Origin of the sequence: Halioxenophilus aromaticivorans, from assembly GCF_042850945.1 — a bacterium.
GTDB classification, from domain to species: Bacteria; Pseudomonadota; Gammaproteobacteria; order Pseudomonadales; family Cellvibrionaceae; genus Halioxenophilus; species Halioxenophilus aromaticivorans.
The window spans coordinates 1,772,899-1,792,824 of the sequence record NZ_AP031496.1 but is presented as its reverse complement, the minus strand read 5'-3'; the positions used below and the strand labels follow the sequence as shown (position 1 = coordinate 1,792,824).

The window sequence follows — 19,926 nt, the reverse complement described above, 5'->3', positions numbered from 1 at the left end:
AACTGGTATTAAAATTTTCGACTAAACAAAGCCAATCTAATTTTTTGAAGATTTCACGGCTTTATAAACCTCAGCAAAACGCGCTTCGGAATTGCCCTTTGCATTTTCTTATCTGTAATATCTATAGCATTATTTAGCGTGGCGCTTGCGCCGTTAAAAACAAAACCTTCTTCAGAAAGTTTTTCAATCAACAATTCGGATAGCTGTACTGACCCGTACTCGCTAGACTGGTCAGTACGGACTGATACTGGACCATTTACTGAACCAATAAAAAGGGCTCCAGCAGGCGACAGAACGCTTTGAACCTTTGTAGAAAATAAACTCAACTGCGTTTCGTTCATTAGTGTTTCAGTTATAGTATCTATGACCACCACCTGGTCAACAGTATGTGGCTCTATATGATCTAGAGGTGCATCGATAGCCTCTTGGTATACAACGCCAGATCCACCAACCGCAGCAATAATGCTAGGCATTACAAAACTGGATGACTCCACTACGGCCAATACTGAATCACCCGGCTTTACACCTAAAAAACCAACCAACTCACTACTGACAGCATCAACAGTTTTTCTATAATGGGCACTTTCAGCCAAAGGGCCATCTTCATGTTCGACAGTTATTATTTCATCATTACTTTTTGAAAATTTTTTCTGAAAACCGCTTTTGGAACCACCGCCTGACGATATATCAACGTCACCACTTAAGGGGACATCACATCCAGCCAGCGAAACAAAAGTAAAAATTAAAGCAGGAAATATCGATCTAGGACCCACAAGCGCCTCACCAAATAAAACGTAACCGTAAAACCAGGACCACTTAGAATATTGCAAACAAGACATTGGCAACAAAGCAAATAGAAATTCAACGAGCCAATATTCAGATCAAAACAACAGCATAAACTCTAGATTTGAATCTAGCTGATAAAAAGTAACCATTGGCGAATTCACTACTGAAATTTAGCCAATCAACAACAAGGGCAAGGCACTTTGCACTACTAAAAACCGTAACTCTAAAAAAATACATTCGCTATACGAATACAGCGCACCAATACTTTTTTATAACTATCCGAAACACTCAGCCGAATGCAATTTCCATTAGCAGTACAAACAATATTAAAGGCGACATGGAACTACATTATTTCGTAGACCACAGCTCTTAACTTAGAAATGCCTTTAACAATTTGAGACTGCCATCATCAGCAAGTTAGAACCCTGAATGACCGCATTTATGATCATTCATTCCACTGCAAAAAGTCAACTACAATTACTCAATTTAAAAAAGGGATGCCACATTCGCGCAGCTGTACGAATTCATTCATAAAATAGCAATCTAGAAACCATCCGCCTCATAATCCATTTCAAACCATTAGACACAATGACCTGACGGGATTCAAATGAATGTTTTGCCAGTTTCAACTCTCATTCAATTACGCCCCAGAAAATTGCCAACCCTATGCGATCACACATGAACCATACTCTCCGCTTTGCATGGCATGGCATGGCATGGCATTGTGTATTCAAAGATTATAGTGCTTGATGCACTACTGTAGCTGGACACACACGACGGTAGCAAAAAAGACGCGGCTAAAGCCGGTAAAAAGAAAACTAAAGCGAAACCCAAGAATTAGCGCAGCATCCCACAGATTTAAGGGTTAGCAGGCAACTTGATAGCAGGGATTAAAGTCAGGGCCAAAATCGCTGCCACAATAAAAAACCAAAATATACCTTGGTAACTGCCAGTAATATCAAAAATAAAACCGAACAATGGTGGCGTGCATAACATCACCACTAAAATCACACCGGTGAGCACTCCCATAGCCCGGCCCGCCACCTGAGCGCCGAACACCTTAGGGGCCAAATAGGCTTCCATGGGTAACATTAAACCGCCGGCCAACCCCATCAGCGCAACCCCCGAGACAATTACGCCAAACCCCATTTTAGCCTGAATAAGTAACATCAATGCAACGGCAAAGCCCAGTATGGAAAACGCCATTAACCTATGCGGACCTATGCGGTCGGCCAGGGCTGCGAAACTCAATTTAGCCATAAAACTGCAAGCAGCATAAATCGAAATTAACTGAGCCGCTTGGGCGGCGGATACGCCTGCGTCCATCACCATCGGCGCTAAATTGGTAAGCGTTCCTTTCATTCCAGCGGTAACCACGGCAACGGTTCCGACGATGGCCCAAAACGCGGGCATAGACAGCAGCGTAAACCAACGGATGTTTTTACCGTTGGTATTATTTTCGGCGGCGCGCTCAGATTGGCTCACGGCGCCATCCGGCCACCGGCCTTTTAATTGCGGCCGATCAATCACCAAAACGGCGGTAGTCACTGACCATAAGGTTAATATCAAGCCCAGATACTGCACCGCCGGCCGCCAGGAATACGCTTCTAGCAAAGCTTGAATAATGATTGGAAAGCAAAAAACACCCACCGAAATACCGGCAATGGCAAAACCGATGGCGCGGCCGCGCTGTTGCTCAAACCAGCGTGACAACAACACCGACGCTAACATTGGCCCCAGCAGAACATTCGCCGGGGCGATAAACACCCCAAAAATAATCAGCACTTGGTAAAACGCCGTGGTAAGCGACAGCGAGGCGTAGCCTATGCCGATACTCAAACTGCCCATCAGTAGCAACCAACGTAAGCTGAAGCGATCCATCAAGCTGCCTAAAAACGGCGACAACACGGCGCAAGTGCCAGACAGAACTGTCATGGCCAGCATCAACACCGCACGTGAGGTTTGATATTCCTCCATTAACGGCACGGCTATCAAAGAATAAGTAGAGGCAATCATGCCGGAGGTGGATAGAGCCACAAAACACACCCACACCTGCCGCCAACCCAACCATAAAAACCGTGTGCTCATTGCCACTCTCTTTTTTTAGTCTTTCTTTTTGTTTTCTCAGTTGTGACGATTTTTGTCCATCACGTCAATCTGCACCGGCACCTGCGGCCCGAATTAATAAGCCCTAGTACGCTTATGCAGGGCAGCGGCCCATGACACAAATCTGCAATATTCGCCACCGCGAGTCATTGTGATGCTGGCATCCAATGCACCGCAAGCAATTGACCGGACAGTTATTCCGCACTTTCTGGCACGGGAATATGAATAAGTTAAGAAGTTTGATGTGCCGTAATTTGGTAACAAAAGTGTCACGGCGGTGAATTATCCTGCTGCGCTGTTGCACAGCGTTGGGCGAAAAAGCCCATTAATATTCCAACAACAAACCTTATTATTTAGGAGTTTAAGATGCTGCGAAGCCTATTGCCGCAAGTCTTACGCGCGAAAAAACTGGCCTTAGCCAGCGCCGTTACCGCCGCGGTTGCCCTACCCCAACTGGCCAATGCCGAACTGGTTTTTAATAAAATCAGCACTTTTGATGTTATGGAAGGCAACGGCTCTGGCGTTGCGGAAATTACCGATGCTTCCGGCAATGGCCAACAATTGGTGTACACCGACGCTGAAAACTCGCAGATAGGTTTTGTTCGTATCGCTAACCCCTACCAACCCAAAGCCCAAGGCGTAATGGACTTGGACGGCGAGCCCACCAGCTTAGTACTGCGCGGCGGTTTTGTTTTAGTTGGCGTAAACACTTCAGAAAGCTTCACCAACCCAAGCGGTAAATTGGTGATTATTAATCGCTTTAGCCGAGAGGTTGTGCGAGAAATTGACTTGGGTGGCCAACCAGATTCGGTTGCCATTTCACCGGATAAAATGACCGCTGCTATCGTTATCGAAAACGAGCGCGACGAAGATCTCAACGACGGTTTACTGCCTCAGTTACCCAGCGGCGGGCTGATGATTTTGGATATGAAAGGCGCCATCGCCGATTGGACCTTGCGCCAGGCAGACCTTTCCCCGGTGGCCGATGCAGCCCCAGCCGGCAGTGATCTTGAGCCGGAATTCGTTGATATCAACGATGAAAACGAAGCGGTTATTACCTTCCAAGAAAATAATTATTTGGCCGTGGTGGCTTTAAACACCGGCGCCACCATTAATCATTTTTCTGCCGGCAGCGCCATCATTAATAATGTGGACAACGAAGAAGAAGACCTCATTAACTTCGACACCACTTTAGAAAAGCGCCGCGAACCCGACGCCGTTACTTGGATCAACAACGACGTATTTGCCACCGCCAACGAGGGTGATTACGAGGACGAAAACGGCGACCAAGGTGGCAGCCGTAGCTTTACCCTATTCCATCAAGACGGCAGCATTCATTACGAAGCCGCAGAATCCTTTGAGCATTGGCTGGCGTCCATGGGCCACTACTTGGATGGCCGTTCTGAAAACAAAGGCTGCGAGCCCGAAGGTATCGAAGCCGGTGTATTTGGCAATAAAAACCTGCTGTTTGTTGGCTCCGAGCGCTGCAACGCGGTGGGCGTTTACGACGTAACCAGCGGCACACCAGTGCCCCTGCAAATACTGCCCACAGGCATTGGCCCAGAGGGATTAAAAGCCATCGCCCAACGCGGTTTGTTTATCGCCTCTACGGAATCCGAAGTTGCTGACGACGGTATTCCTACCATGATCAATGTGTTCAGCTTGAAAGACAGCAAGCCATTGTACCCCTCCATTGAATCCAAATTCGTAGACGGCACCCCTATCCCTTGGGTGGCGCTATCGGGCATGGCGGCAGACCCTGCTGACGAAACCAAGCTTTACGCCGTTAGCGATTCCTTCCTAGCCGAGGGCTTTATTTACACCATCGACAACACCCAGCGCCCAGCGTTAATTACCGAACGCCTGCAAGTAACCGGTGCCTCCGCCGACCTGGATTTAGAAGGCATTGCCAAAGCCGAGGACGGTAATTTCTGGTTGGGCAGCGAAGGTAATAGCGACAGCCGCCCCAACTTGGTGTTGCAAGTTTCTCCGCAGGGCGAGGTTCTGCAAGAAATCCAACTGCCCGCCGAGCTAGTCGACCAGCGCCGCAGCAATGGTATTGAGGGCATCGCCGTAACCGGTGCCGCCGGTGCGGAAGTGGTTTATGTGGCCATCCAACGCGCCTGGCCCGACGAAGGCGATGTAGACGGCGTTAACACCAAAATCGGCCGCTACGATGTCGCCACAGGCACCTGGGGTTTTGTGCACTACCCACTGGAAGCCGAAGGCATGGGTGGCTGGGTTGGCCTGTCTGAACTCACGTTGCTACCCAACGGCAAGTTTGCGGTTATTGAACGTGACAAAGGCTGGGGACCAAGCACTGGTCCTGTGGCGGAATTAAAAGCGCTGTACACCGTTGATTTGGCCAACGCGGATTTCCGCCCCTACGGCGAAACCCTGGCCATGGTTGAGAAATCCTTCCTCTACGATGCTCTGCCAATCCTAGAAAAACGCAGCATATGGACAGCAGAAAAACTCGAAGGCTTTGCCGTAACACCGAAAGGCCGCGTCTTTGCCGTAACCGATAACGACGGCGTGGACGACGCCACCGGCGAAACCGTGTTCTTGCGTTTAGGCGTGTGGAAGCAATTGGTTAAATAACACCGGTTAACGCGCGTTATTAAAGCCCCTGCCAGTGAACCTGGCGGGGGCTTTTTTGTAGTATGTTTTATATTTTATGGTTGATCGCGTTCACCCAGATATTGGCAGAACCGTAACAAATAGCCGTCTGGATCTTGCACTAAAAATTCACGCTGGCCTGAGGCACGATTACCCGTTGGGTACCAAATCTCCTGCGGTTGCCGAAACAGAGAAACACCATTTTCTTCTAAAGCCAGCAGTAGTGGCTCTAGTTGATCCACCTCCATCTGTAGATTCATACCGCGCCCAAACGGCGCCTGCAGTTCGCCCACCTGCCAGCCATCGTTATCCAGCTGTTGCAACATGATTTGAATACAGCCTCGCTGCAGATAGGCAAAACTTGGCGCGCTGCGCTGGTAGCGGATATCAAAGCCAAGCAAATCACAGTAAAAGCTCAGTGAGTATTGAAAATCCCGCACCAGTAGTTCGGGCACTAAAGGGTTCCAAAATTCGTGATCGCTCATCTGCCCTCCTAACACCAACTCTAAGACTAATGCCAATGCTACCGATCCAGAATCAAGCTTACCGCCCAACCATAAGCTATAGCTATACCGGCACCAAAAATTAATATTTTAACCAATACAAATCACTGGGCAAAATATCGGCCTTAACTCACTGCAAAAGGCTAATAATAATGTCGAGCTTATCCGATGCCGAACTGGCAACCCAACACCAGCGCTACATCGCAACCGAAACCCTGGTCGGAATGGTGATATCCGGGGTGTTAAGCGTGTTTTTTGTTTGGCTGATTTTTGGCAGCTTGGAAAGCGTTGCCCTGTGGGGACCGAAGGGCTTAGTGGTGGATTTTATCCCGCAAACCCTGGCCATTGGTTTTATGGCGGTACTGGTGCCCACCCTACTCACACGCAAACGCCTAAAAGCGGGTAAAATCCTGCCGCGTAAAGCACCTTTATTGCAATGGTTACCGAACAATGTATTTCTGCGTGCACTGACCATGGCGGTGATCGCCACGGTTTTGGGAGGCATCATCGGTACGTTGGCATTACAGGCCATCAACGCATCCGACTGGGCGCTGGATCACGTCTATATTATGAAAACAGTTTACGGCTGCCTGGTGGCCACGGTATGCGCTCCTATCGGCTTAGCCGTGGCCTTGGGCGACGTGCAAAAAGATGATTAAAGTGCTCTCCATTGCTAAAAATAAATCGCATTTTTGCTTTAACAACTGAGAAAATTTCCGACACACTAAACCAGAAAATAAAAAGGCCAGGCAATAAAAAGCCCACCGCAGGGTGCAGTGGGCTGATCGACATGTCTTAGACTACGTAAAAGAATTACTTAGAAGTTACTTAATTTTAGACAGCAAGTGCGGGTTTTTAACCAGGTTACGAACACCGTGTGCGTGGTCTTCGTCGAACTGGTTATCTTCACACCAAGAGCCTACGGTGTTGATGTCCACTTTAACGACCTTAGGACGAACACTCCAAGTCACTTGGTAAGGAGAACCGTCTTCGTTGTAGCCGGGGCCAGTGGTAGAACCGGCGTATACAACGGGCTCACCAGTCCAACGTGGAATGCGCGGAGCCTGGTAAAAACCTTTACGCTTGGATACCTGGGTGTGGTGGGTAAAATCCACTGCGTTTTCATCGTTCACCAAAACAAACACCTGGGCTTCAACGCGGAAATCTGGGTTGCTAATAGAGTCGCTCAAACAGGCACCCAGGCTAGCACCAGGCACAACCTTGGCGGAGGAGTGTACGTAGTGAACCTCAATAGTGTCACCGGGCTTTAAGCCGCCGTGGTCGCTTGGGCACACTTCTACGCTGGGAGTCAGCTCGCGTTTGCTCAGGTGGCCATCGTATTTGTAACCGGTTTGATAACCGTGACCATCACCATTACCGGCGTAGGTGGTGAACTCTCCGCCTGCGTGTTCAGCGTTTTTGTGGAAGTGGATATTACACAGGTTCATACGGCTAGAATCCGGCGCAGTGCCGAAATAAACGCGGTTTTTACCTTGCTTAATATCGATGTTACGGGGTGATTGCGGGCCAAAGCCTTGGCCTTTGGTGTTGATTGCCAGGTTGCGGCGCTGCTCAGCGATGTAGGCATCAGACACGGTTTCGGATTCACCCGCACCCGTGGTGTAGGCTTTTTGCGCTTGCAGTTGAGCGTTTTTTGGGCCGCCGAAATCGGTGGCGCTTGCGTGTAGCGGTAGTAATGCAGCAGGTAGTAACAAGCTTAGCAGCGTTTTAGTCTTCACGACATATCTCCTTTTATGTGTTTCGCGTTGACATATCTTTAATAAAATTGAGACTTTTTAGTGTTTTATTACGCGAAAACTGTCACGTCTCAATAAACTGTCAATCTATCAAATAATGACTTTCGTGCCTACGACGTGACTTCACAATTTTTAAGAAATTAGCTAATTTGTTCCTATCTTTAGACTAAAGCCCACCGCCAGTTTGCCGCAAGGTTCAACCCCCTTGATTTCCGCATCCCACCTCTCGGCAATGACCGTTAATCCAATAAACTTAACCAAAGCTGATATAAAAATGGCGGCTATTGCGGTTGCTGCAGCAAAATCTGCCAAAGCAAGCATTAACCAATGGATTTAATTTGGCTGAATTTCGGCGTCTTGCAACCAATTTTTAGCTTCATTAACGTTGCGCTCGGTACCGATACCCTGCATCAAACGTTGACCATAGTGCTTTTTCGCCAGCGGATGGCCGGCTTCAGCGGCCCGTTTTAACCAGAGCGTTGATAGTTTCGGGTTGGGTGGAATATGCGTATCGTTTTGCTGAAAACCGGTATCGTAATACAGCGACATTTGAATCATCGCAGATGAGCTACCGCGTTCAGCACACTCTGAGAAAAACCGGAAACCTTCCTCATGTAAACCCGCCTTTTCCACAATATAGGCGTTGTAACAAATGATACCGATTCGTTCTGGGAAGCGTTTCATTTGGTCCAAATAGTAATGCCATGAGAAATTCGATGGGTTGAGAACACCGCCGGCGTGATCGACCTCTTCTTGCGCGAATTGCGCCGTAGACGGTGTTGTTATCAATATCAATAAAAGCGCCAAACCGATCCTTTGCATGGAATCACCTCAGTTGTTTGCTTATACCCGTTACGTTACGGGCATAAACAGTAAATTAAGCACCACTAACCCAGCCCACATTCCGGTTTCTAAGGTTTCGGTGATTGGCTGAATGCGGGCGATGGCGCCCCAAATATGCACTACCACCATCAACAGGCAAAACAGCGTAAAAAACAACAGCATTGTAAATATGCCTACGCCGGTTAGCGCGGCATGCAAAAATATGGTATCAGTGACCAATGCAAAGGCGCCCAAGCAGCGGCCAAAATACACCGTTAAATCGGTATCAACCGGAATTTTCCACCAAAATAGCCGAGCCCACAGCAGTGGTTTAAAAAACAGCAATGCCGAAAACACAGCCAACGTAGTCAGCGACAAGCCAATTAAATAATGGGTGGCCAAATGCGACCAAACTCCTACAAAATCCATGTGCACTCTCTTACTAAAAGCAAAATTAGAATTATCTGAGCGACAGCTCCATGCAGAGTGTGCAGCCTGGGGAGGCGACTTTTGCCAAAAAAGTGCAATGGTTTTGCAAAAAAATTGCAAAATACTAAAAATTGAGCGAAAAAAGTAAGAAAAGCGTTAAAGCAAGTTACGCCAAATTCAGAGGAGGATAAAAAATCGCCGGTTTAGGTTGGTAAGCCTGATTGCCAAATCTAAGAGCGGCGTGAAGGTGTAGCTCGAAGAATCAGCAGGAAGCTTACAATACAGGGTATCGGTAACCTTGGCCGTGCACCGTTTCTATTATGGTGGGCAGTGATTTGGACGGGTCAAGCTTGCGCCGTAGATTGATGATATGCTGCTCCAACGCTCGGCTAGAAGGAAGGAATTCCCGACCCCAGGCGGCGTCGTATAGCTCATCCTTGCTGATCACCTGATTGGGGCGGTGCCGTAAATAAGTGAGCAGCAAAATATCTCGGTTGCTCAGCGCACAGTTGGTGTCGCCCCGCTGGGCTAATTTCAATGCCGGTTGCACAATCATATCGGCCATGGCAAAACTACCATCTGTGGTGCTGTTAACAGTTGCGGTTGCAGTTCCGGTAATAGTTTCGGTGATAGTTGATGTGTCAGTGGCCAAGGCCAGACTAACCGCTCGTATCCCGACCGATTTATCCCCACGGGCGTAACAAACAACAGCATAGCCTCCCATTAACAGTAACCCCATGAACAGTAACCCCATCGCCATATCTGTAACGAACGGCCTGTGACGCGCAGTTGTTTGAGAGGTGGCATAAATTCCTATTACGGCGCTCAGCTGCTGGGGCTGGAGGTCGAAACTGTTGGCGAGCTGCTTCGAAGAAACCAGCAAGCACACCACCGGCTCTACCCGATAACATGTGTACAGCTCATTGGCATTATAATCTCGCCGCTCCCAAATCGCTTGAGCCGATACCAAACGAACCGCCAGTTGCCGCAAACGTGGATAGTCATCCAAGACAGGCTGTTCGCTGGTGTGATTTATGGTGCCGGCTTGGGGATACAGTAATTCGCCCGCCGGCGTCATGACAGCCATGGAGTGAATCATCGGGTCTGAAGCAAGCTGCAGCCGAACCTGGCTCTCGTCGATTTGCCACTGCTGCAACAGAGCCTTGGCTCGCTGCTGGAGCAATTGGTCGATGTTAGGTGCTAAAGCCGAACCGGTTGGTTGCCAATAAGAAACCACCAAGCCCAAAATGATCATCAGGCACAGGGTAATTACAACCACGGCAGCGCGGGCCGTCACGGCAAAACGTCCTAACAATGAACCCGAGGATAATGGGATATCTGCCATGGTGCCTTAACCTGTGTGCACGGAGCGACTTATCTTTATTTGTCTATGAAACCGCTGGGCACCACTGGCTGTCAATCACTCCTTGTAATGAAACGCGCAAAGCTTACCGTCAGGGTGCGGCTAAACTAACCCGCAACCACTATTAAACAAAGTTATAACAATTGTTGAACAGTACTGTAAACCACATGTGGCTGGGTAAAAAGTGATAATATGGCCGGTAAAATCACCCAACACAGAGCTAGCCCCATGAGTGATGCCACTGGCGCATCCGTCGATTCCAGCCCGAACGACAGCCCATCGTCCAACCTACCACCCGCTAAAAATTCCGCCTTTGCGCCATTAAAAGAAAAGGTGTTTCGGCGCATTTGGACGGCTAGCGTGTTATCCAACTTTGGCCAATTGATACTAGGTGTTGGCGTAGCCTGGGAAATGACTCGCCTGACGGATTCCTCCACCATGGTGGCGTTGGTTCAAACCGCTATGATGCTGCCCCTGATGTTGGTTGCCCTACCCGCCGGCGCCATCGCCGACATGTTTGACCGCCGCAAGGTCGCCATGAGCGGACTGTGCATCGCTATTGTGTTTAGCAGCACCCTAAGCGTGCTGGCCTACTTGGGTTTAACCACACCCTGGGTGCTACTGGCGTTCTGCTCTTTAATCGGCACCGGTGTGGCGTTTTACTACCCCGCCTGGAATTCCTCCATCGGTGAGCAGGTAACACAAGCCGCCTTGCCGGCAGCCATTGCCCTAAACTCCATCAGCTACAACGTGGCGCGCAGTTTTGGCCCGGCGGTAGGCGGCTTGATTGTATTAGCCCTGGGCGCGCAAGCGGCATTTGCGGTAAACGCCATTGCTTACCTGCCCTTATTACTAGCCCTGTTTGTGTGGCAACGGGTCCAAGTGTCTTCTCGCCTGCCGCCGGAGCGAATTAGCCGAGCCATTGTTTCTGGCATGCGTTACGCCCTGCATTCTAGTCCCATCCGCACGGTTTTGATTCGGGTGTGTATATTCACCTTTGGCAGCGCCACCGCCAATGCCTTGGCCCCGCTTATCGCCAAGGACCTATTGCACGGCGACGCCGGTACTTTCGGTATTTTATTGGGTGCAACTGGGGTTGGAGCCGTACTTGGGGCCCTGCTGATAAGCCGCATTCATGAAACCTTTACTTTGGAGCAAGCAGTCTCATTTTTGGCCGTAACGGGCGGCTTATCGTTTTTTGCGCTTGCCTTAAGCCACAACTTGATTGTGAGCTGCTTGGCTATGATGTTAGCCGGCGCCATGTCCATGGTAACCATCTCACTGATGAATATTACCGTGCAGATATCCGTGCCCAGATGGGTAATCGCACGGGCGTTATCCCTATACTCCTCTCTGCTCACCGCAGGCGTTGCCGTAGGAGCCTGGTTTTGGGGCAGCGTGGCGGACCATTGGTCCATCGAAATATCGTTGCTGGCCTCGGGGGCATTTTTGCTGCTTTTACCCCTGCTCGCTTTCGTGTTGCCCATGCCCAATTACGATTTAACCAGTGCAGAGCAAGCCGACTTTCACAGCGAGCCGGAGGTCAATCTACCGGTAACCATGCGCTCTGGCCCCATTGTGATTGAAATTGAATACCAGGTAGAAGAGGTCAACGCCCGAGAATACTACGATGCCATGCAAGCCGTGCGAAAGTTACGCATGCGCAACGGCGGCTTTGACTGGACCATCACCCGAGATATCGCCGACCCGGAATTATGGATTGAGCGCTTTCATCTTCCCACCTGGGGGGACTACCTCAGAATGCGTGACCGGCTGACCCAGGCCGATATGGCCGCCATGGGTGAAGCCGATAAACATTTAAAACACGGCGCCAAAAAGCACGTGCGGCGCGGCTTGGAGCGGCCACTGGGCTCGGTTCGTTGGAAAACCACCACACCGGATAACCGCCAGGACAACTCCGTGTTTATGGGGCCGTAAAGCTTTATGGGCGGGATAAAACCAGCTTGGGCGGCACTGAATAAGGTATTGCCCACAATGAACGGTTATCCCCGCAGGCTGCAATATGGAATGTCGCACGGTTTTAGCATCGGTGGTTTTGGCAATTATTGTAATTGCCGCGCTTTTGGGCTGCAGTGAGGGCCCGGCCACCTCTTCAGATTCTACAGATTTAAGTTCCGGCAGTGCCGTACAAACCAATGGCGATAGTGATGGAGATGGCGCTAGCGGTGCTAAACGCTGGCAGGGTGAGGCGCAGGGCTTTACTACCAACGCCACGCCGACATCAGACACCACGGCCTACCTAATCGCTTTGGGCAGTGTTGATGCACACTGGAGCGCTTTTAAAGAATTGCTGCAAAACCGCGATTATTATCAGGTAACCAGTGCGGAAATCATGGCAGTATTAAACGAGGATTTTTTCGCTTTTTACGATGCCGTAGAAGACAGGGCTCTGGAACAGAGTAAGACACGGGAATCACTGCGGCCCACTCTGGAATCGTTCTTGTCTGCCGAGGTTGCCCAGGCCATCGATGCCGGCCCGTTTGCTGAAATACCCGATTGGAAAACCACCAGTGAGCGCATTAAGTATTGGTTAAAGGGCACAACCGAAAGCGTTAAGCGCACCACCAGGGAGATTTTATTATCCCGCTCAGGGTTATTGCGCCGGGCTGGTGATGCCTTCGCCATTGGCCTGGATAAAAACGGGCACGTAATTGACACGGTGGCTGAGAACCTCGCTCAGGGATTTTTGCACGCCGCCATGCAGGTATCTCGCTACCACATCAGCTTCTGCGATGCCCATAAAAACGCACTAAAGAACAGCTCGGAGGCCGGCTTCGCTCTGCGCGGAAAATTAGCCGATAAAAATGCCAACGCAGGTGATGTGTACCAGCTGGCTGGGCAAATTCTAGAAACGGCAGAATCCTTACCGGATTGCTAAAAACTAAAAACTCTTAGCCTTGCTGCTGAACAAATTGTTGGCTGGCGGCCTCAACGCTAGGCAAATTTTTGTGCATTTTATTTAACAGCACAAGTAGAGTTTCCACCTCGGCTTCGGTTAAGTCCTTTAGTAGCGCTTGCTCTCGCACTAGGGCCACCGCCATGATCTGATTGTGCAGTTGCTGGCCTTTGGCGGTAATTGTGGCAAGCTTGGAACGCTTATCAAATGCGTCGTCTTTTAGTTCTATCAAGCCGTCGCTCAACATACGCTTAAAACACCGGCTAACCGAGGCCTTATCCAAGCCGATGGTTTGGGAAATGGTCTGGGCAGAAATAGGTTCCCCGGCGGCCAATAGCACTAAACACCGCCAGGTTTCTATGCCCACACCAAAATTTTCTAAATACAATACCGACGCACCACGCGACAGCTTATTGGAAATCCACGTTAGTAACGCCGGCACATAGCGATCTAATTGAATGGTGACCCGGTCTTTTGGATGGGCTTTTTTATCGTTAGTAGGCTGTGGCACCGCTGGCTCCCTCAACAACAAGCGGCAACCATAGCAGAATTTACGCCGGCTGAGTACGCAACCGCTCCATGATCAAACGCGCTCGGTTAGCGCCACTGTCGACATGGATACTGATCATGGGTTGGTTGCCAAACTGCTTCATATTGCGGTATTGGTTCTCGATGACAACCTTATCTTCATCAAAGGTAAAAGCGGTTTGGTCGATGACTTTCTGCAACACAGATTCGCGTTCCAACGCCGGATTGGTGGCCATTGTCCAAAGGTAGTGCGAGGTGGTTTCACTTTCTGGTGTAATGCCATGAAAGCCTTTTAAATGAAAACCACCCCGATTAGGATCGTTGAGATCGCAGCTGCCCACATCGGCACCACCGGTCCATATTTTTAAATGGGTTACCTGAAAATCAATCTCTTGCCATCGATCTATCGGCCCTTTGAATGGAAATGCCGCGCTGTAGGTCGGTGGTGGCGTGACATTGGGCATGTGCCTCACCACTGTCACGCTGTCGCCCTCGGTGGTGGTTTTCATATCGGCATTCATGTGGATTTTTGCATCGCCGCCAATGGTTTTTAAATGCACGTAACCGAGATGACTCAAGTCCAAAAGATTATCGTGAATTAATTGGTAAGGCGCCTGGTAGTGATAGACATCGCCATCCCACACATAATTAGGGTCATTGTGTACAGGATAGTTTGGCGCATCGCAGGTGGGCTGTGGCGTTTGCTCGTCACCAAACCAAATCCAAATTAGGCCGTCACGCTCCTGTAGCGGATAGCTCTTCACCATAGCGCGCTTGGGTATGATCGCCTGGCCAGGAATTTCTATACATTGCCCTGCGCCATTAAACAACAAGCCGTGATAACCACAGCGAATACCACCCGCTTCTACCAAACCAGCAGACAAGGGCAACGCCTTGTGGCAACAGCGATCGGCCAGGGCGGATACCTCGCCATCGCCATCTCGAAACATGACCACGGGTTCATTCAGCAGCGTTCGCGCCAGTGGTTGATCATCAATTTCTTTGCTCAGTGCGGCAACGTACCACTGGTTGTAGACAAACGGCGATTTATTTTCAGCGGTAAGATCGCTCACTCCCGGGATGTGCATACGGACACTCATTGGGCTTCTCCAGTTATTGTTATTGGGCCCTAAGCAGGCAATTTAGTTGATATACCAACCAAATCATCCGGCAATATAGTTGGTATGTCAACTATGTTTCTGTGACTTTAGGCGAAACGCTTAAGCAGTAAGGAACAAAGCTGGGAGGTGACGCCCGCAGGCGCCTTAAAAATTTTGAGCCAGGAGGCCTATAGATGAGCAACGCAAAGGGGTTTTCGGTTTTCAGCAGCACTGTCATTCACGGTACACACAGTGTGTGAAAGCGTCCGACGCGTGAATGTGGGCCAGATTAACAAACTCAATCCCTGACTGGCTAAACCGGCTGGCTTTCTTCGCTTGAGCAAAGGCTGTGGAAAGCTCTGTGCAACCCAGTAACACGTGAGTTTCGCCAAGCTGTTGTGCTGGCACAACGCGCTGTACCAGATCGCACAACTGGTCAGCAGCGCCGGCGGTTTCTCCGCGATACAATTGATCGATAAGCGCAGTAACGGCCTTTTGATGATGGCCAGGTTGCGGCACAGACACATTGACGCCGAAACTCGCCAGCTGCCGACTAAACACCGCAGACTGCATGGTGGGCAGCGTGCCCAGTAGTAACAGGTTTGAAACGCCCTGCTCGTTACAATATTTACCTACGCTGGCAAACACGCTAACAATGGGTAAACGGGTCATCTTTTGCAGTTGGGCCAAACGGTTGTGGGGGGTAACACTGGCAATAACCACCCGCTGCGCACCGCTGGCTTCTAAGCGTTGCAACGCCTGTTTAAAGTATTCATCCCAGGCTTGCCAAGAGCCAGGCGTTTTATCACCGCGGCTGTTCACCGTTACCGACATATTAAGCGACTCAATCGCGATTTCAGGCGTTGGCAACGGCTCAGGGTGGCCCTGCCGGCGGTGATATTGATGGCTGGCTTCACACACAACGCGATAGTAATCCAAGGTACTGGGCCAACCGATACCACCTATTATGCCGAGCTTTTTCATGCTAATTATTTCCCTGTTAACGACTGAAATTTAAAACCAGTAGACTTACCTAAAACCGGAACAGTGATTGCTAAATAAAGAATGCTATAGAGAGATTACTAGATACTGGCGTCATGCTTTAAACCGACACCCGTCATAAAGGACTACAATGCCAAAAGAACGTTATTACGCAACCAAAGTAAACGGATTTATCACTGTTTGCATTGTATTATTGATCACCGCTTGCCAACAATTCAGCCAGCCAGATCTTCAAACAGGCTCTATTCAACACCAACCCAACTATATCGCCGGCACCAAAGAAGACGGTTTTACCGCCATTATGGTGGCCTACGCACCAGAACTGAACGGCATTTTATCCACCCTAAATTCACTGCCTAATGCTCAAATTGATCGTACTATCACCGTTAAGGGGGTTACCTACCGCTTGGGCCGTTATAACGACCAACCTATCATTATATTTGCCACCGGCATGAGCATTGCCAATGCCGCCATGACCACGCAAATGGCTTTGGATTACTTCCCCATCGACGAGGTGGTATATATGGGTATTGCCGGTGCCATCAACCCGCGCTGGCACCCGGGGGATGTGATTATCCCAGAACGCTGGTACTACCACGACGAAAGTGTCTACAGCAATCCAAGCCCTGGCCAAGCGGGCCAGTACATCGTACCTAACTACTATCAAAAAATGCTGGACGAACTGCCGGCCAAGCGAGCGGCAGACCCAAACATCCCCAATTACAAGCCCTTTGAGTTTGTGCACCCAGACCACGTTGTGGTGATTAAAGACGGCCAAGAGAAACCCGTAGATACGCCCTATTTCTCCGCCAGCCCCAGGCTATTGGCCGCTGCACGGCAAGCCATCAGCACTATGCCGCCACGCTTAATTTTGGACAAACGGCGGGCGGAATTTACCGTGGGCGGCAACGGCGTTACTGGCTCGGTATTTTTGGACAACCGCGCCTACCGCCAGTGGGTGCGAGAAGTCTTTCATGCCGAGGTTACCGAAATGGAATCCGCCGCCGTGGGCCAGGTGTGCTATGTCAACGATACCGAGTGGATGATTATTCGCGCCATCAGCGATTTGGCCGGCGGCCAGGAAGGGGTAAACGAAGAAGATATCTACGATGAAGAAGTTTCCCGCGTGGGCGCGGAAGTGCTTTTTGCTGTGCTGGAACAATTAACCTCGCAAGCGGAATAAACGTCATTACTAGGGAAACTCTGATCAATCTCGGATGACTTCTGGCTCCCAGAGCTTTTTGAGATCGAGGCAGCGTTTTGAAGGCATACTGGCCGTACGGCTGCGCGCCCCGGTCACAAAACGCTAACGAAGATATCAGAAAGCTCTGGAAGCCCCGTAGGGCGCGGCCTCAAAGCCCATCTGACTGCGTTGATTTTCTTGCGAAGGACGACGGCCATTAACTGCGAAAATCGCCTTGTCAGCTGAGCTTTGAGAACTCGCGCAGAAGCAACCATGATTAATCAGAGGTTCCCTAGGTCATCACTCCATTGCCACTAAATTGCCGCTAACTATTGCTCCAACTATTGCAACTACGCAAAAGGCTCACCATGAAATTGTGTTATCCGTTGCTTTTACTCTGCGCACTGCTGTTAAGCTGCATCGCCCAGGGCAAAGAAAAAATTATTATCGATGCCGATGTGGGCATTGATGACGCCATGGCCATTTTATTGGCCCATGCCTCGCCGGAATTGGAAACCCTGGGCATCACCACCACCTTCGGCAATGCCACCATAGAAAACAGTACCCGCAACGCGCTGTATTTAACCCAGCGCTTAGGCGTTACCACCCCGGTGATTCCCGGCGCTCGCAAACCACTGGTATTACCGGAGGGGCCGCCCACGGATTTTGTCCACGGTGGTAACGGTTTAGGCAATGTTGAATTTAAGTTGAGTGACGTCCAAAAGCCTAAGGCATTAACCGCGGCGCAATTTATTATTGAGCAAAGCCACCGCCATCCAGGGGAAATTACACTAGTGCCGGTAGGCCGCATGACCAACCTCGCCCTTGCCCTAGCACTGGACCCAACCCTGCCCCAGCGAATTAAGCGGGTGGTAATGATGGGCGGCGCGTTTACCGTACCCGGCAATGTAACCCCTGTGGCAGAGGCCAATATTATTGGTGACCCAGATGCTGCGGATATTGTGTTCGGCGCCGGCTGGCCGGTTGTGGCCATAGGCCTAGACGTAACCACACAGGTGGTTATCAGCCCCAAACACTTGGCCGCCATTACCAAAGCCAACCCGGTTACCGGCGAGTTTTTAACGGCAATCAGCGATTTCTATTTGGCGTTTTATCGCTCCACCGGCGTAACCGAGGGTTTCTTTTTGCACGACCCAGCAGCAGTGTTATACCTCACCCATCCGGAGCTATTTACTCTTACATCCGGGCCGGTAAGAGTAGCAACCCAGGGCATAGCCACAGGCCAAACCATTGCTGCACCGCAAAGCCAGTGGGCCCGTGATGGCGATTGGCAAGACGTACCCCACAGCCAATACGCCGTTGCGGTGGATCATAAAAAAGCGGTTAAGATTTTTAATCAACGTATGCAGGCCTTGCAGCTCGATCCTCCCTAATCACACCTTCTTTAAATCCGCCCTTTGAACATAGCCCCTCAATAAAAAATGCCCGGTTTAACCGGGCAAAGCTAGTGAAGCTGGTTTTAAGCCTATTGATTAGTTACCACTGGCGCGCAGGTTTTGCACAGTGAAGGTATCCGGCGGGCTTAGGCTGGAATCCACAATGCCTTTAAACTGCGCCGTGGTGCAGTGGTTGGCTTGCACGTCGATCATGGTTACCGCATCATCGATGGAAACGCCGGTGCCTTTATTCACAGGCAGGTGATGATCTGGATGCGACTGGCCAATGGTAAAGGATTTCCACATCTCGCCTTTACGGTCGTAAATTACATTACGCGGCAGCACAAAGGTTTGCGCATCAATGTAGTGAATGCGCTTGCTGATGGGGTGGTTTTCATCCACAGGCTCGGCCTCTACCACATAGGCTTTACGCAATTGATAGGTAACCTCCGGGAAGCAATTACCTTTGCCGCCGTAGGCAATCATCTGGAAGCCTTCGTCGTCCTTGTAAGCTTCTTCGTCTTTGGGCATATCGTTGTGGTTAAAAAACGGCAACAGAATATTTTTAGTGCCTTTGTAAGTCCACTTCATATCGCTGATGCGGCCGTTATAGCCCTCAAAATCTTCAATCATCAAATCCGAACCCAAAAACGCATCCGTGGTTTGCCCGGAAGATAAACGTCTTACCCGGCGCTGAAAGCCTAAGTAAAGATAGGAGTTATCCAGTTTGGTATCGTCTTGGAAACGATGGATCAACAGCTGGGTATTTTTTAAATCAAACGGCTCCAACACCTTCATATAAATGGAGCGGAACATATTAGACGGGTTGGGGGTAATTTCCGGCGTAGGCTCCGTGCTGGTACGCCGGGTGAAATTCAAAAAGTTAAAGTTCATTACAATGGTGCGTTCCACTTTGGCGTTTTTCATATTGCGGAACTTCCAATAAAACGGCTGAATCACTGCCGAATCACCCCAGTTGTAACCGTACTTGTAGTTCCAAGCCAGCTTTTCACCCGCCCTTGGGTCGTCCAGTGATGGCTCCTGTGGGAAGGGTCTCCCCGCTTGGTGATCACTGATTTGGCCAACCTTTTCGCCCAGGGTGACACCATCGGTGTACTTACGTGTGGCTTCTACATAGCTAGGGTGCAGATCGAACGAGGTAGTCTCCCCTACTTTGATTTCAGTATCGCCCTGGGCAATAAACTGATACATGGCCGGGTCGAGAATATCTTTAAACTGTTCAACGTTACCCTGGTTAATGGTCATCCCCACTTGAAGACCTTCAAAGGATGGCACGCTATCCTTATAAGGGAAGAAAGAAGCATTAATAACGTCGTCCGACACCTGGGCCGTAGCGCTTGCGGCCACCATACCTAAGGAGAGTGCGACGGAAACTAAGGTTTTTTTAAACATA

At 50.0% G+C, this 19,926-nt stretch carries 18 protein-coding genes; 6 read left to right on the top strand and 12 right to left on the bottom strand.

Annotated elements, in window-relative coordinates; translation table 11 throughout:
• Positions 1–53: 53 nt before the first annotated feature.
• Both ACGHM3_RS07820 and ACGHM3_RS07815 read right to left on the bottom strand, forming a co-directional pair.
• Positions 54–773, bottom strand: a complete 720-nt coding sequence (locus ACGHM3_RS07820) for a hypothetical protein (protein WP_345417822.1) — start codon at positions 771–773, stop codon at positions 54–56.
• Between the two features lie 871 nt (positions 774–1,644).
• On the bottom strand, positions 1,645–2,874 hold the full coding sequence (locus ACGHM3_RS07815) for an MFS transporter (RefSeq protein ID WP_345417818.1): 1,230 nt from the start codon (positions 2,872–2,874) through the stop codon (positions 1,645–1,647).
• 384 nt (positions 2,875–3,258) lie between these two features.
• On the opposite strand from ACGHM3_RS07815, the gene ACGHM3_RS07810 reads away from it, so the two are divergent.
• A complete protein-coding gene (locus ACGHM3_RS07810) occupies positions 3,259–5,493 on the top strand; it encodes an esterase-like activity of phytase family protein (RefSeq protein ID WP_345417815.1) in 2,235 nt (744 codons plus the stop codon).
• Positions 5,494–5,567: 74 nt separating this feature from the next.
• On the opposite strand, the gene ACGHM3_RS07805 is transcribed toward ACGHM3_RS07810, so the two are convergent.
• On the bottom strand, positions 5,568–5,996 hold the full coding sequence (locus tag ACGHM3_RS07805) for a VOC family protein (RefSeq protein ID WP_345417812.1): 429 nt from the start codon (positions 5,994–5,996) through the stop codon (positions 5,568–5,570).
• 170 nt (positions 5,997–6,166) lie between these two features.
• On the opposite strand from ACGHM3_RS07805, the gene ACGHM3_RS07800 reads away from it, so the two are divergent.
• Positions 6,167–6,673, top strand: a complete 507-nt coding sequence (locus ACGHM3_RS07800) for a hypothetical protein (protein ID WP_345417810.1) — start codon at positions 6,167–6,169, stop codon at positions 6,671–6,673.
• Positions 6,674–6,838: 165 nt separating this feature from the next.
• Here the strand turns inward: ACGHM3_RS07800 and ACGHM3_RS07795 are convergent, their stop codons facing one another.
• The 5 genes from ACGHM3_RS07795 to ACGHM3_RS07775 form a co-directional block, all read right to left on the bottom strand.
• Positions 6,839–7,657, bottom strand: coding sequence for a delta-class carbonic anhydrase (locus ACGHM3_RS07795; RefSeq protein WP_345419134.1), 819 nt, complete (start codon positions 7,655–7,657; stop codon positions 6,839–6,841).
• A gap of 258 nt (positions 7,658–7,915) precedes the next feature.
• Positions 7,916–8,083 (bottom strand): hypothetical protein, encoded by a 168-nt coding sequence (locus ACGHM3_RS07790; protein WP_345417806.1) that lies wholly within the window; start codon positions 8,081–8,083, stop codon positions 7,916–7,918.
• Between the two features lie 21 nt (positions 8,084–8,104).
• On the bottom strand, positions 8,105–8,593 hold the full coding sequence (locus ACGHM3_RS07785) for a hypothetical protein (protein WP_345417803.1): 489 nt from the start codon (positions 8,591–8,593) through the stop codon (positions 8,105–8,107).
• 30 nt (positions 8,594–8,623) lie between these two features.
• Complete coding sequence (locus ACGHM3_RS07780) at positions 8,624–9,022, bottom strand: hypothetical protein (RefSeq protein WP_345417800.1); 399 nt, start codon at positions 9,020–9,022, stop codon at positions 8,624–8,626.
• A 274-nt stretch (positions 9,023–9,296) separates the two neighbouring features.
• Positions 9,297–10,367, bottom strand: coding sequence for a winged helix-turn-helix domain-containing protein (locus ACGHM3_RS07775; RefSeq protein WP_345417798.1), 1,071 nt, complete (start codon positions 10,365–10,367; stop codon positions 9,297–9,299).
• Between the two features lie 210 nt (positions 10,368–10,577).
• Between ACGHM3_RS07775 and ACGHM3_RS07770 the strand changes: the two genes are divergently transcribed.
• Both ACGHM3_RS07770 and ACGHM3_RS07765 read left to right on the top strand, forming a co-directional pair.
• Complete coding sequence (locus tag ACGHM3_RS07770) at positions 10,578–12,323, top strand: MFS transporter (RefSeq protein ID WP_345417795.1); 1,746 nt, start codon at positions 10,578–10,580, stop codon at positions 12,321–12,323.
• Between the two features lie 85 nt (positions 12,324–12,408).
• Positions 12,409–13,284, top strand: a complete 876-nt coding sequence (locus ACGHM3_RS07765; protein ID WP_345417791.1) for a hypothetical protein — start codon at positions 12,409–12,411, stop codon at positions 13,282–13,284.
• A 13-nt stretch (positions 13,285–13,297) separates the two neighbouring features.
• Here the strand turns inward: ACGHM3_RS07765 and ACGHM3_RS07760 are convergent, their stop codons facing one another.
• The 3 genes from ACGHM3_RS07760 to ACGHM3_RS07750 all read right to left on the bottom strand — a co-directional run bounded on the left by ACGHM3_RS07760 (position 13,298) and on the right by ACGHM3_RS07750 (position 15,914).
• Positions 13,298–13,813, bottom strand: a complete 516-nt coding sequence (locus ACGHM3_RS07760; RefSeq protein ID WP_345417788.1) for a MarR family transcriptional regulator — start codon at positions 13,811–13,813, stop codon at positions 13,298–13,300.
• Between the two features lie 40 nt (positions 13,814–13,853).
• Positions 13,854–14,930 carry an aromatic ring-hydroxylating dioxygenase subunit alpha gene (locus tag ACGHM3_RS07755; protein WP_345417785.1) on the bottom strand — a complete coding sequence of 359 codons (1,077 nt, stop codon included), beginning with the start codon at positions 14,928–14,930 and terminating at the stop codon, positions 13,854–13,856.
• A gap of 234 nt (positions 14,931–15,164) precedes the next feature.
• Entirely contained in the window at positions 15,165–15,914 is a 750-nt protein-coding gene (locus tag ACGHM3_RS07750; RefSeq protein ID WP_345417782.1) for an aspartate/glutamate racemase family protein, read from the bottom strand.
• A gap of 148 nt (positions 15,915–16,062) precedes the next feature.
• On the opposite strand from ACGHM3_RS07750, the gene ACGHM3_RS07745 reads away from it, so the two are divergent.
• Both ACGHM3_RS07745 and ACGHM3_RS07740 read left to right on the top strand, forming a co-directional pair.
• Complete coding sequence (locus ACGHM3_RS07745) at positions 16,063–17,115, top strand: 5'-methylthioadenosine/S-adenosylhomocysteine nucleosidase (protein ID WP_345417779.1); 1,053 nt, start codon at positions 16,063–16,065, stop codon at positions 17,113–17,115.
• 368 nt (positions 17,116–17,483) lie between these two features.
• On the top strand, positions 17,484–18,509 hold the full coding sequence (locus ACGHM3_RS07740) for a nucleoside hydrolase (protein WP_345417776.1): 1,026 nt from the start codon (positions 17,484–17,486) through the stop codon (positions 18,507–18,509).
• A gap of 99 nt (positions 18,510–18,608) precedes the next feature.
• Here the strand turns inward: ACGHM3_RS07740 and ACGHM3_RS07735 are convergent, their stop codons facing one another.
• The gene (locus ACGHM3_RS07735) at positions 18,609–19,925 is read right to left on the bottom strand and encodes a DUF1329 domain-containing protein (RefSeq protein ID WP_345417773.1); all 1,317 of its coding nucleotides are present in this window, start codon (positions 19,923–19,925) and stop codon (positions 18,609–18,611) included.
• Between the last annotated feature and the right edge of the window lies 1 nt (position 19,926).